Below are 12,464 nucleotides of genomic sequence, written 5' to 3' on the forward strand. Positions count from 1 at the left end.
TACCCTACGGCGTCACGGCAGCGGGAGGGCGATCTTCACGGCGTACACGGCGACCAGGCCGTAGCCGATCCGGAAGGTCCAGGCGCGGGCGGCGTCGGAGATCCGGGCTCCGGCGAACGACCCGGCGAGCACCAGGAGTTGCTGCCAGAGGAGGCTGGCGGCGAAGACCGCCGCGACGAACACGGCCCCCGCGGTGCCGCGGGCCAGCTCGTCGCCCTGGGCGGTGGTGAGGGCCGCGAAATAGAGGGCGGTGGTGGGGTTGACGGCGGTCAGCGCGGCAAAGCGCAGGAACGTGCGGGCGGGGCGGGGACCGGCCGCCGCTACGGGACCGGGACCGGGGGCGGTGGCCGCGGTCGGGTTCCCGGGGGTCGGCACGGAGCCCGTTACCGCCGCCCCGGCACCGACCGCCGCCGGCCCGCCAGCCGCCGCCGGCCCGCCACCCGCCGCCGGCGCACCCGTGCCCCCGCCCGCCCCGTTTCGCGGTTTCCACAGCCCGTGGGCGGCGATGGTCAGCAGGACGGCCGCCGAGAGCAGACGCACCCAGGCCTCCACGTCCGACAGCGCGGCCGAGACCAGCGGGCCGAGGGCGGTGGCGAGGGCGGCGTACGCGAGGTCGACGACGGCCACGGCCGCCGCCGCGGCCACGGCGCCGCGCCGCCCGCGCATGCTCTCCTGGAGCAGCAGCACGCCCATCGCCCCCACGGGCATCGCCACGCCCAGGCCCGCCGCCGCACCCGCCACCGCCGTCGTCCACAGTCCGCTCATGGGCCCGAGACTGGACCGCGCGGGCCCGACCGCGGCAGCGCTTAACGGCAGGCACCGCGATAATCGCGGTATGGACCGGCTCGACAGGGAGATCCTCGGGATCCTGCAGCAGGATGCGCGGATCTCGTACCGCGACCTCGGCGTACGGGTCGGCCTCAGCGCCAACGCCGCCGCCGACCGGGTCCGGCGGATGCGCCGCGACGGGGTGATCCGCGCCTTCACCGTGCTGGTGGACCCGGCGGCCGACACCGGCGGCGGGCTGGTGGTGTTCATCGACGTGACCCTGCGCGAGGACACCACGAACGAGCATTTCGAGGCCCGGGTCGCCACCCTCCCCGGCATCACCGAGGTCGTCCACGTCACCGGCGCCCACGACTACCTGGTCCGGGCCCGAGCCGCGGACCCCGCAGCGCTCGACGCACTGCTGCGCCGGCTCAAGCGGGAGGCGGGGGTGGCGCAGTCCCACACCCGGATCGCCCTGCGCGCGGCCTCGCGGCCACCTCAGCTGCCCTGACGGACGGAGCCGATGCGCCGATGCGCCGCTGAGCCCGTCCGGCTACAGCGACGACTCCCACGTGACGGTCGTGCCCCGGGCGCCCTCCGGGGTGCGGCCGTCGTCCGTCACCGTCAGGCGCACGCCCTCCGGCCGGGCGTCGACCTCGACGTCGACCGCGCCGACCTCGGGTCGCCGGTGCGCGGCGGCCAGCGCCCCGCGCAACGCCCCGATCAGCTCCGCCGCCACCTCGTCCGGCAGCAGTGCGTCCACCGCCCCGGCGAACGTCACCGACGGCTGGAAGCCGAGCAGCACCCCGGCGCCGCTGGTCTCCCGGAGCACCCGGCCGCGGACGGTGGTCGGCGCGTCGCCCGGCGGCTGCTGGAGCGCGAAGATCGCCGTACGCACCTCCTGGATGGTGGAGTCCAGTTCGTCCACGGCGAGGCTCAGCTGGTCGCCCACCGTGGGCGTGTCCTCCACCTCGGCCGCGGCGGACCTCCGCCGGGTGGCGTCCAGCATCATCTCCGTGGCGAACAGCCGCTGGACCACCAGGTCGTGCAGGTCCCTGGCGATGCGGTCGCGGTCCTCGTACACGGCCAGCTGCTCGCGGTCGTGCTGCGCGTCGGCCAGTACGAGCGCCAGCGCGGCCTGCGAGGCGAACTGGCTGGCCAGCAGCCGGTCGACCGCGTCGTACGGCTCGCCGCCCCGGTGCCGGGGCAGGGCGAGGGTGCCGATCAGCTGGCCGCCGCTCTGCAGCGGCAGCATCATGCTGGGCCCGAAGCGCTTGCGGACGTGGGTGGTCATCCGCGGGTCGGTGGCCGAGTCGTCGATGAAGACCGGCTCGCCGCCGAGGAGCTGCTCCAGCACCGGGCTGCCGGGCGCGATGGTCGTGCCGACCAGGTCGCCGGGGTCGTCGTGCGTCGAGGCGGCGACGATCTCCATGCCGCCCTCCGGGGTGGGCTGGAGCACCACCCCGGCCGCCGCGTCCGCGAGCAGTCGGGCACGGTCGGCCACGCACATCAGGGCGTCGGCGGCCGGCCGCCCGGCCAGCAGGGTGGTGGTCACCGCGGCGGCGCCCTCGATCCAGCGCTCCCGGCGGCGCGCGGTCTCGTACAGCCGGGCGTTGCCGATGGCGATGCCGGCCTGCGAGGCCAGTACGCGCACCAGGGCCAGGTCGTCCTCCGTGAACGGGCCGCCCCCGCGCTTCTCGGCGAGGTAGAGGTTGCCGAAGATCTCGGTGTGGACGCGGATCGGCACCCCGAGGAAGGTCCGCATCGGCGGGTGCCCGGGCGGCAGACCGGCGGACCTGGGGTCGGTGGTCAGGTCGTCGAGCAGCAGCGGCCGCGGGTCGTTGATGAGCGCGCCGAGCAGGCCCGTCCGGCCGTCGGGACGCTTGGGGATGCGGGCGGCCTGTTCCTCGGTGAGGCCCGAGGTGAAGAGGTCCGTCAGCTTGCTGCCGCGGGTGCGGTCCGGGTCGACGACGCCGAGCGCGCCGTACCGCGCACCGCACACCTCGGTGGCGGAGTCCACGATGTGCTGGAGCGTGGAGCGCAGCTCCAGGTCGCTGCCCACGCTGAGCACGGCCTCCAGCAGTACCGGCAGCCGGGGCGCCTCGGAGGAGGCGTCCCGGCTGCCACCGGGGTCGTGGGCGGGGGCGGGGTCGGGCTCGTGCGGCGTCATTCGGCCAGGGGGTTGAGAACCATCGGGGCGATCTTCCCTTCCAGCATCGCGCCGAGGCCCATCACGGCGCACACGTCGGGCCGTTCCGCAATGGCGACGGGCATGCCGGTGGCGTCCCGCAGCATCTGGTCGAGGCCGGGCAGCAGGGCGCTGCCTCCCACCATCATGATCCCCCGGTCCGTCAGGTCCGCGACGAGGTCCGGCGGGCAGTCCCGGAGGACCTTGCCGATGCCGTCGAGCACGGCGGTCAGGGGGGTGTGGATGGCGTTGCGCACCGCCGCGGTGTCGACCCGTACGGAGCGGGCGAGGCCGGTGGCCACGTCGCGGCCGTGGATCTCGGTCACGGCGGGACCGTGCGGGGTGATGCCGTTGCCGTGCAGGGCCAGCTGGAGGGGGCGTACGGCCTGGCTGGGCAGCATCAGCTCGTGCTGGTGGCGCAGGTGCTGGACGATGGCGTGGTCGACGGCGTCGCCGCCCACGCCCACCCGCTCGGCGGTGACGATCGAGCCCAGCGAGAGCACCGCGATCTGGGTCGCCGCGGCCCCGCACACCATGATCATCGTCGCGGTCGGCTGCTCGACGGGAAGTCCGCAGCCGACGGCCGCGGCGATCAGGGTGTCGACCAGCTCCACGCGCCGGGCACCGAGTCCGACCAGGGTCTCCACGGCCGCCCGCTGGGCCAGCGGGTCGGCGTCGTGCGGGGTGCACGCGGCGGCGCGCAGCCGCGGCTTGCGGCGCAGGGCGCGACGGAGTTTCTCGCCGAGCAGGTGGCGCAGCATCCGCTGGGCCATCTCGATGTCGACGACGGTGCCGCCGGAGACGGGCCGGGCCACCCGGATGTAGTCGGGCGTGCGGCCGGTCATCCGTTCGGCGAAGGTGCCGACGGCGATCAGGGCGCCCGTCCGGGTGTTCACCGCGGCCACGCTGGGCTCGTCGACGACCAGTCCCTGGCCCTTCACGTAGACGCGGGTCCTGGCGGCACCCAGGTCGACGGCGACGTGGCAGCGGCGCAACTGCTCAAGACTGACGGTCACGGCGGATCCTCCCGAGAGCGCTGACGCAAGGCGACCGGCCGAGCGCCGATCACAATTCACACCTTCTCGGGCATTTCGGACATTTGCCACGTTGGGCTGAGCCGCACGGGGGTGCTGCACAAGGGTGGTCTTCTGCCGTGTCAGGCCCCACCATGCCCTCACTACTCGCGCGTAACAAGGTATGGAGGCACGCATGCTGACGGCCCGCCAGAGACTGGCAGCCCTCCTCGTCCTGCTCGCCGCACTCCTCGCCCCGCTCCCGGCGCACGCCGCTGACCAGGCCGTACCGAGGAACCCGGTGGTGTTCGTGCACGGCTACAACGCCGACCCCGGCGTGTGGGGATCGCTCCGCGGCAAGCTCAGGGCGGCGGGCTACCCGGACGCCGAGCTGTTCTCCTGGGGCTACGACACCCACCAGTCCGTCAACGAGGTGCTCTCCGGGCGCCTTTCCGCGTACGTCGACCAGGTCAGGGCGCAGACCGGCGCCGACCGCGTCGACCTGGTCGCGCACTCGTTCGGTTCGCTCGTCACCCGCTGGTACGTGAAGTTCGGCGGCGGGACCGCCGCCGTCGGCCGCTGGGCCTCCCTCGCCGGCCCCAACCACGGCACCTCCACGGCGTGGGCCTGCGCCCTGTGGGACCAGGCCTGCCGCGACATGACCCCCGGCTCCTGGGTGGTCAGCCGGCTGGCCGAGGGCGACGAGACGCCGGGCCCGGTCGCGTACGCCACCTTCTGGTCGAATTGCGACGAGGTCATCAACCCCGACGGCAGCGTGGCCCTTTCGGGCGCCGCCAACACCGCGGTCGGCTGCCTCAAGCACAACGACCTGCTCGGCGACGACGGCGTGGCGCAGGGGGTACGGGCGTTCCTGGGCTCCTGAGCCGCGTCCTCCTGAGCCGCGCCCAGCCCAGGGCGCCGATGGCCCCCTCAGCCCGCCCCGGCGTCCTCGGAGAGGCGCTGCAGCAGCCCGTACGTGAACTCGGCCACGCAGCGCCGCTCCGCCCCCGCCGCGTCCTTCCCGTGGAACTCCAGCCGCCAGCGCGTGGGGGCGGTGCCCTCCATCGGCCGTACGGGCGCGAAGGCGCGTGCCACCTCGTCGACCACGCAGGACCAGGGCGCCAGGTCGTCCAGGGTCTCCAGTACCGGACCCGGCTCGCCCGGCGCCCTGACCAGCCACTCGTTCCACACCGCCCCGTCCGGCCCGGCCAGCACCTCGAAGCGGAGCGTGGGCCACAGCGGCACCGGCCACAGCAGCGCCTCGCACTCCAGGTCGCCGATGCGGCGCCGGCCGACGGACTCGGCCGGGCCGAGCACGGAGCGGTAGCGGGCCAGGGCGCCGCGGGAGCGGGGCGAGCGGACCATGGCCTGCCAGCGCTTGTTGGCCTCGCGCTGGTCGGCGAGCGTGGCGCCGAGCGAGCGGCGGGCGTCCTCGGCGAGGTCCGGCCGGAAGTCGGCCATCCGGCGCAGCAGGACGAGCTGGAAGGCGGCCGGGCCGAAGGCGTTCATGGGGTAAAGGCTGCCATCGTGCCTGGCGGCGGCGGAATTCCACACAGGATCCTTACAGGCCCGGGACCCCGATGTTGCCGGGCGCCACGTAGCCTGCGGGCGCCATGGACTACTGCCACGCGTGTCGGCGGCACCTCAACGGCGCACTCGCGTGTGCCGGATGCGGCACGCCGGCCGAGTACCTGACCACCCGCCCCGCCGCGCCCGCGGGAGGATCCCCCGAGCCGTACGCGGCACCGGAGCCGTACGCGGCGCCCGGCGGGTACGCCGAGGCGGGCCCGTACCCCCAGTACCCGGCCCCCGGTTCGTATCCCGCGCCCCAGGCGTACGCCGCCCCGGAAGCCGCCGCGTACGGCGTCCCGGCGCGGGCCGACGAGCCCCGGGACCTCGCCGATCCCGGCGACCTCGGGGTCATCGGAGCGCCCGGGGGCGGGGAGCGCGGGGGTGCCAGGCGGCGCAGGTCGGCGCACCGGCGCCGTCGGCGCACCGCCGTCACGGCCGGTTCGGCCCTGGTCTTCGCGGTGGCCGGCTCGCTGGCGGTGGCGAACCTGGTGGCCGACGACCCGGCGAAGGACCGCGCGTCCACGGTGGTCCAGCAGCAGGACCTGGGTATGGAGCAGCCGGAGGAGACCGGGGGCGCGGCCGACCCCTCGCCGTTGGCGAGCGAGAGCGGGGCGGCGCCGGTGGAGGGCACGAGCCCGGCCACCACCGCCGCAGCAGTCCCCCCGGCGCCCCGGAAGACGACCGCGGTGCCCACCACGAGCGCGCCCGCGCCGGAACCCTCGGCGTCCAGGAACGGGTCGGCCAGGACGAACAAGCCGAAGAAGGACTCGGGCAAGCCGCGCGCCACGGACGAGGGCGACGTGGCGTCCCCGGACGCCGACGACAACGGCAATGGCAACGGCGGCCAGGACGGCGAGGACAGCACCCCGGCCCCCTCGCCCACCCCGACGCAGTCGGAGGAATGCGAGTGGTTCCTCTGGTGGTGCGTCTAGGGGGTGTTGCGAAAGTCCTGTGTGGTGCCCGCGGTGTCCGGTGCGTGCTCTCGGCGTGCCGGACGAAGACCCTCGTACTGGGCGTACTCGGGGCTTTGGCCGGTGCGGCGAGAGTGCGTGCCGGGCGCCGTGGGCGCCGTGCGGGACTTTCGCAACACCCCCTAGCCGTCCGGCGGCCTCCGGGCCCACCCCGCACCGGCGGCCGCGCGCCGCTGCCGCCCCCGCCCCCGCGAGGGTGACGTGCCGGGCACCGGGCCGCCCGGGTGCTTGGGCACAGGGCCCGTCACATGGCGTGGGTCCGGGCCGGTCGCGACCTCGCGGGTGGCTGCGGTGTCGCGCAAGGGCGGGTGGGGGTGGCGGCCGCCGCCCCGCGCCGGTCGGCGGACGAGCGCGGAGCCCCCTTCCCGTGTCCGCTCGGCGTTAGCCGAGCATCCGCTTCAGGAGGTCCCGCAGGGTCGTGCGCTCCGCCTCCGAGAGGGCGGCCAGCGGCTCGCGGGCGAAGTCCAGGGTGTCGCGCAACTGGGCGGCGGTGTCGCCGCCCGCCTCCGTGGCGACGGCGAGCTTCACGCGGCGGTCCGCCGGGTCCGGGCGGCGCTCGACGAGCCCCCGGCCCTCCAGGCGGTCGATGATGCCGGTGACGTTCGACGGCTCGCACTTCAGCGTCTGTGCGATGTGCCGCATCGGCATGGGTTCCCGGGCGAGCAGGCCGAGGACTTTGGCCTGCGCGCCTGTGAGCTGGTGACGCGCGGCCGCGTGCTCGTACTCCTCGTGGTACCGGGACACCACGGCGGCGATGAGCTCGACGACCTCACAGGTCAGGGGGTCTCTCTGGCTGGGCATGGATCCAGGGTACCCATTTACTTGACAACATGAAATATCCCGGAGCATGGTTGTTTCACTCACGTAATCATTCAGGGAGTGAAGTAAAGCCATGACCGAGACCCCCGTCATCCCCTCCGTCAGCCGCGAATGGCACCTGGTGCGCCGCCCCCAGGGCTGGCCCGTCGCCGAGGACTTCGCCCTCCGCGAGGTGCCCGTGGTCGTCCCCACGGAGCCCGGCCGGATCCTGGTCCGCAACCTCCACATGTCCGTGGACCCCTACATGCGCGGCCGGATGAACGACGTGAAGTCCTACATCCCGCCGTTCCAGCTGGACCGCCCGATGGACGGCGGCGCGGTCGGCGAGGTCGTCGCCTCCACCGACGAGGGCTTCCAGGTCGGCGACCACGTCCTGCACGGCCTCGGCTGGCGCGAGTACGCCGAGGGTGACGCCAAGCTCGCCACCAAGGTCGACGGCACCCTCGCCCCGCTCTCCGCGTACCTCGGCGTCCTCGGCATGCCGGGTCTGACCGCCTACGCGGGCCTCTTCGAGACGGCCTCCTTCAAGGAGGGCGACGCGGTCTTCGTCTCCGGCGCCGCCGGCGCGGTCGGCAGCCTGGTCGGCCAGTTCGCGAAGATCAAGGGCGCCTCGCGCGTCATCGGCTCCGCCGGCTCCGACGACAAGGTGAAGCTGCTCACCGACAGGTACGGCTTCGACGCCGCCTTCAACTACAAGAACGGCCCCGTCGCCGGCCAGCTGAAGGACGCCGCCCCCGAGGGCATCGACGTCTACTTCGACAACGTCGGCGGGGACCACCTGGAGGCCGCCATCGGCTCCCTGAAGGTCCACGGCCGCGCCACCCTCTGCGGCGCGATCGCCCAGTACAACGCCACCGAGCCCACCCCCGGCCCGGCCAACCTGGCCCTGGTCATCGGCAAGCGGCTGCGCCTCCAGGGCGTGCTGGTCGGCGATCACTACGGCATCCAGCAGCAGTTCGTCTCCGACGTGGCCGGCTGGCTCCGCTCGGGCGAGCTGACCTACGACGAGACGGTGGTCGAGGGCATCGAGAACTCGGTCGACGCCTTCCTCGGACTGCTGCGCGGCGAGAACACCGGAAAGATGATCGTTTCTTTCACCCGCTAGGCTCACTCCAGACCACCGCGATCGTGGGCGCGAGTCGTGGTGCTGACCAGGAGGATTTTCCTTACATGTCCATCCAGCAGTCCGACGTGCTCTACACCGCTGTCGCCACCGCGGAGAACGGCCGTGACGGTCGCGTCGCCACCGACGACGGCCAGCTCGACGTCGTCGTGAACCCGCCCAAGGCCATGGGCGGCAGCGGCGCCGGCACCAACCCGGAGCAGCTGTTCGCCGCCGGCTACAGCGCCTGCTTCCAGGGCGCCCTCGGTGTCGTCGCCCGCAACGAGAACGCCGACATCTCCGGCTCGACGGTCACCGCCGAGGTCGGCATCGGCAAGAACGACGACGGCTTCGGCCTGATCGTCAAGATCTCCGCCACGATCCCGGACGTGGACGAGGCCAAGGCCAAGGAGCTCATCGAGAAGGCCCACCAGGTCTGCCCGTACTCCAAGGCCACCCGCGGCAACATCACGGTCGAGCTCGCCGTCTGAGACTTTGGGCCGCTGAGCCGCTGAAGCGCTGAGCCCCGCAGCCGTCCAGGCATCCGGGGCGCACCGCCTCCGCCGAGGGCCGCACCCCCGTCGACATCCCGTCGACGGAGGTGCGGCCCTCGGTCGTTAGGCTGGTCCCATGCGAGATCTTGCGGGGGGCTTCCGCTATCTGGTGTCGGGACAGCGGTGGGTCGTCGGCCACGGCCGGTGGCTGGGCTTCGGGCTGCTGCCCGGGCTGGTCTCGCTCCTGCTGTACGCGGGGGCGCTGATCGCCCTCGGCTACGGCGCCGACGACCTGACGGCCTGGGCCACGCCCTTCGCCGACGACTGGTCCTCGCCCTGGATCGGGCTGTTCCGGGGCTTCCTGACCTTCCTGGTCTTCTCCCTGGGGCTGTTCCTCGCCGTGATCACCTTCACGGCGGTGACCCTGCTGATCGGCCAGCCCTTCTACGAGTCGCTGTCCGAGCAGGTCGACCGCTCCGAGGGCGGCGAGGTGCCGGAGTCCGGCCTGCCGCTCTGGAGGGAGCTGCTGATCTCGGCCCGGGACAGCCTGCGGATCCTGGCGCGCGTGGCGCTCTACGGGATCCTGCTCTTCGCCCTCGGGTTCGTGCCGGTCATCGGGCAGACCGTGATCCCGGCCCTCGGCTTCTGCGTCTCCGGCTTCTTCCTCACCCAGGAGCTGACCTCGGTGGCGCTCCAGCGCCGCGGGGTCGGCCTCACCGACCAGCTGGCGCTGCTGCGCGGGCGGCGGATGCTGGCCCTCGGCTTCGGCGTGCCGCTGGTGCTGTCCTTCCTGGTCCCGCTGGTCGCGGTGTTCCTGATGCCGGGCGCGGTGGCGGGCGCCACCCTGATGGTGCGCGACCTCACGGGCGCCTCGGGCGACGCGGACGACGAGGCCGACGGCCACGACGAAGCCCCCGCGGCCCCCGGCGCCGCTGCCGCCGCCACCCCCGCACCCGGCTTCGGCCCGCCGCCGGTCATGGGCGGGCCGGACCTCGGCAAGGGCCGCAACCCGTACTCCACCCCGGCCTGAGTCAGTCCAGACCCATCCCCTCGGCCACCGCCGTCAGCACCCCGAGGAACGCCGTCACGGCGGGGGAGCGGGTCAGGCCGCGCGGGGTGGCCGCGTACACCTCCCGGTGCGGCAGGTCCCGCGGGGAGACCCGGACCAGCGCCACGTCCGCCCGCACCGCCCCGGCGGCCAGCGCGGGCAGCACCGTGATGCCGAGCCCGGCCGCGACGAAGCCCTGCTTGGCCGTCCAGTCGTTCACCCGGAACGCCACCCGGGGCTCGAAGCCCGCCCGCAGCGCGGGGAACATCAGCGTCCGCTCGGGCCGGACGTCGCCCTCGATCCACTCCTCCCCGGCCAGCTCCGCCAGCCGCAGGGAGCGCCGCCCGGCGAACCGGTGGCCGCGGGGCAGGGCCACGTACATCGGCTCGTCCAGCAGCGGGTGCAGCTGGGGGCCCGGCAGCGGGTGCCCGGCCGGGGTGCTCACCACGGCCAGGTCCAGTTCGCCCGCCTCCAGCAGTGCCACGTGCTTGGCCGTCGGGCCCTCGGTGTGCACCACCGCGACGTCCGGGTGCCGCTCGCGGAACTCCGCCATGGCCCGGGGTACGAGCGTCACGTCGGCGGCGGCGAACGCCCCGAGCCGCAGCATCCCGCCGCCCAGCGAACGCACCGCGTCCAGCTCGGCCCGCGCCGCCCGCAGCCGGTCGCGCACCCCCTGTGCGTGTGGCAGCAGCACCCGTCCGGCCTCGGTCAGCCGCACCCCGCGCGGCAGCCGGTCGAAGAGCACGGTGTCCCACTCGTCCTCCAGCGCCTGGATCTGTCGGGAGACCGCGGACTGGGTGTACCCGAGCGCGCGGGCGGCGGCGGTGAAGGAGCCCTCCCGGGCCACCCGCAGGAAGACCTCGTACAAGCTGTGCGGATCAGGCATGGACGCCATGCTAGACATTCGCTTGTCGCATGAATGCGGGCAGCCTAGCGTCGGGGCATGGAGAAGATCGCATTCATCGGACTGGGCGGCATGGGCGCACCGATGGCCCGTCACCTGTTGTCCTGCGGGCACCCGTTGACCGTGTGGAACCGCACCGCGGGCAAGGCGGCGCCGCTGGCCGCCGAAGGCGCCGTGGTGGCCGCGACCGTGGCGGAGGCGGTCCGCGGGGCCGACGTCGTCATCACGATGCTGGCCGACCCCGCGGCGGTCCTGGCCGTCGCGGAGGACCTGGTGCCCGCGCTGCGGCCGGGCGCGCACTGGATCGACACCTCGACCATCGGCCCGGAGCCCGTACGGGAGTTGGCGGCCCGGCTGCCGGCCGGGGCCACCCTCACCGACGCGCCCGTGATGGGGAGCGTGGACCGCGCCGCCACGGGAGACCTCTGGGTGCTCGCCGGCGGTCCGCTGCCCGACCCCGTGGAGCGGGTGCTCGACCGGCTGGGCGCGGTGACGCGCTGCGGCGGGCCCGGCACGGGGGCGGCGCTGAAGCTGGTGCTGATCAACGCCGTGATCGGCGGAGTGGCCGTCGTGGCCGAGGCCCTGAGGCTGGGTCGGGCGCTGGGGCTGCCGGAGGAACTGGTGCGTACGGAGCTCGCCAGGGGGCCGCTCGCGGGGGCCGTGGGCCGGGCCTTCGCCGAGGGCGCACACTTCCCTGTGTCGCTCGCGGCCAAGGACGTGGGCCTGGCGACCGCGCTGGCGGAACTCCCGGTACTGGAGGCCGTACGCGCGGGCCTCGCCGCCCGCCCGGAACTCGCCGGACAGGACCTGGCGCTCATCCGCTCCTGAGGCGCCCCCGGCACGCTCTCCGACGGCACCCCGGGACACCCCGCCGGGCCGGCCGGCCCGCACCGGGGACGGGCCGGCCGCCCCGGCGGGGTACGGGTCTGTCAGGCGCCCTCCGGGCCCGTCCCCAGCAGCGTCACGAACGACCGGAAGGCCGCCGGCATGTCCACGGACGCGGGATCCAGCAGCCACTGGAACTGGAGCCCGTCCATCACCGCCGTCAGCAGCGGGGCGGCCTGCTCCGGCGTGAGCCCCGACGGCAGCCGGGGCCCGAACTCGGCGCGCAGCATCGCCGCCATGTCCTCGCGCACCTGCACGTACCGGCGGGTGAAGAACTCCCGCGCCGGGTGCTCGTCCGTGACGCTCTCGCCCAGCAGCGCCGAGAAGGTCTGCACGATCCCCGGCCGCATCGCGTTGTAGTCCACCAGCGAGGCCAGCAGGTCCAGCCGCCAGGCGTCCGCCGACCGCGGCCCGCCCCCGGTGTCCCAGCGGTCCCGCTCCTCCAGCACCGCGACGAGCAGCGCCTCCTTGGTCGGGAAGTAGTGCAGCACGCCCTGCTGCGTCAGGCCCACCCGCTCGGCCACCGCGCCCAGCGACGCGCCCCGGTAGCCGCGCTCGGCGATCACCTCGACGGCGGCGCGCAGGATCTCACCGCGCCGCTCCTCGCTCCTCGCCCTGGCCATCGCCGGCACCCCTTCCTTCGGTCCCTCACGAGGACCGTACGGCATCCAATAGTCACGAAACAGTAACGTCACCTACC

General features: G+C 74.2%; 14 protein-coding genes. 7 read left to right on the forward strand and 7 right to left on the reverse strand.

Going from position 1 to position 12,464, the window contains the following annotated elements:
* Positions 1-12 precede the first annotated feature (12 nt).
* The gene (locus ACIF6F_RS26550) at positions 13-765 is read right to left on the reverse strand and encodes a LysE family transporter (protein WP_399951484.1); all 753 of its coding nucleotides are present in this window, start codon (positions 763-765) and stop codon (positions 13-15) included.
* 70 nt (positions 766-835) lie between these two features.
* Between ACIF6F_RS26550 and ACIF6F_RS26555 the strand changes: the two genes are divergently transcribed.
* Positions 836-1,279, forward strand: coding sequence for an Lrp/AsnC family transcriptional regulator (locus ACIF6F_RS26555; RefSeq protein WP_399951487.1), 444 nt, complete (start codon positions 836-838; stop codon positions 1,277-1,279).
* Between the two features lie 42 nt (positions 1,280-1,321).
* Here ACIF6F_RS26555 and ACIF6F_RS26560 read toward each other — a convergent pair whose 3' ends face one another.
* Positions 1,322-2,938: a GAF domain-containing protein gene (locus tag ACIF6F_RS26560; RefSeq protein ID WP_399951490.1), complete on the reverse strand. Its 1,617-nt coding sequence runs from the start codon at positions 2,936-2,938 to the stop codon at positions 1,322-1,324.
* Positions 2,935-3,972 (reverse strand): rod shape-determining protein, encoded by a 1,038-nt coding sequence (locus tag ACIF6F_RS26565; protein WP_399951493.1) that lies wholly within the window; start codon positions 3,970-3,972, stop codon positions 2,935-2,937. Before ACIF6F_RS26565 ends, ACIF6F_RS26560 begins: the two co-directional genes overlap by 4 nt.
* Positions 3,973-4,165: 193 nt before the next feature.
* On the opposite strand from ACIF6F_RS26565, the gene ACIF6F_RS26570 reads away from it, so the two are divergent.
* Positions 4,166-4,852: an esterase/lipase family protein gene (locus ACIF6F_RS26570; protein ID WP_399951496.1), complete on the forward strand. Its 687-nt coding sequence runs from the start codon at positions 4,166-4,168 to the stop codon at positions 4,850-4,852.
* 47 nt (positions 4,853-4,899) lie between these two features.
* Here the strand turns inward: ACIF6F_RS26570 and ACIF6F_RS26575 are convergent, their stop codons facing one another.
* Entirely contained in the window at positions 4,900-5,478 is a 579-nt protein-coding gene (locus ACIF6F_RS26575) for a hypothetical protein (RefSeq protein ID WP_399951499.1), read from the reverse strand.
* Between the two features lie 104 nt (positions 5,479-5,582).
* Here ACIF6F_RS26575 and ACIF6F_RS26580 point away from each other — a divergent pair, with 104 nt between their 5' ends.
* Positions 5,583-6,473, forward strand: coding sequence for a hypothetical protein (locus tag ACIF6F_RS26580; protein ID WP_399951502.1), 891 nt, complete (start codon positions 5,583-5,585; stop codon positions 6,471-6,473).
* Positions 6,474-6,893: 420 nt separating this feature from the next.
* Here the strand turns inward: ACIF6F_RS26580 and ACIF6F_RS26585 are convergent, their stop codons facing one another.
* Positions 6,894-7,313 (reverse strand): MarR family winged helix-turn-helix transcriptional regulator, encoded by a 420-nt coding sequence (locus tag ACIF6F_RS26585; protein ID WP_399951506.1) that lies wholly within the window; start codon positions 7,311-7,313, stop codon positions 6,894-6,896.
* A gap of 91 nt (positions 7,314-7,404) precedes the next feature.
* On the opposite strand from ACIF6F_RS26585, the gene ACIF6F_RS26590 reads away from it, so the two are divergent.
* From ACIF6F_RS26590 to ACIF6F_RS26600, 3 genes are all read left to right on the forward strand, one after another.
* Positions 7,405-8,436: an NADP-dependent oxidoreductase gene (locus ACIF6F_RS26590; protein ID WP_399951509.1), complete on the forward strand. Its 1,032-nt coding sequence runs from the start codon at positions 7,405-7,407 to the stop codon at positions 8,434-8,436.
* A gap of 65 nt (positions 8,437-8,501) precedes the next feature.
* The gene (locus tag ACIF6F_RS26595) at positions 8,502-8,924 is read left to right on the forward strand and encodes an organic hydroperoxide resistance protein (RefSeq protein ID WP_399951512.1); all 423 of its coding nucleotides are present in this window, start codon (positions 8,502-8,504) and stop codon (positions 8,922-8,924) included.
* A 139-nt stretch (positions 8,925-9,063) separates the two neighbouring features.
* Positions 9,064-9,957 carry an EI24 domain-containing protein gene (locus ACIF6F_RS26600; RefSeq protein WP_399951515.1) on the forward strand — a complete coding sequence of 298 codons (894 nt, stop codon included), beginning with the start codon at positions 9,064-9,066 and terminating at the stop codon, positions 9,955-9,957.
* 1 nt (position 9,958) lies between these two features.
* On the opposite strand, the gene ACIF6F_RS26605 is transcribed toward ACIF6F_RS26600, so the two are convergent.
* A complete protein-coding gene (locus ACIF6F_RS26605) occupies positions 9,959-10,861 on the reverse strand; it encodes a LysR family transcriptional regulator (RefSeq protein ID WP_399951518.1) in 903 nt (300 codons plus the stop codon).
* A 57-nt stretch (positions 10,862-10,918) separates the two neighbouring features.
* Here ACIF6F_RS26605 and ACIF6F_RS26610 point away from each other — a divergent pair, with 57 nt between their 5' ends.
* Entirely contained in the window at positions 10,919-11,707 is a 789-nt protein-coding gene (locus ACIF6F_RS26610) for an NAD(P)-dependent oxidoreductase (RefSeq protein ID WP_399951521.1), read from the forward strand.
* Between the two features lie 101 nt (positions 11,708-11,808).
* Here ACIF6F_RS26610 and ACIF6F_RS26615 read toward each other — a convergent pair whose 3' ends face one another.
* Entirely contained in the window at positions 11,809-12,387 is a 579-nt protein-coding gene (locus ACIF6F_RS26615) for a TetR/AcrR family transcriptional regulator (RefSeq protein WP_399951524.1), read from the reverse strand.
* Positions 12,388-12,464 lie beyond the last annotated feature (77 nt).

It is taken from the genome of Streptomyces sp. NPDC086023 (assembly GCF_044540325.1).
Taxonomy (GTDB): domain Bacteria; phylum Actinomycetota; class Actinomycetes; order Streptomycetales; family Streptomycetaceae; genus Streptomyces.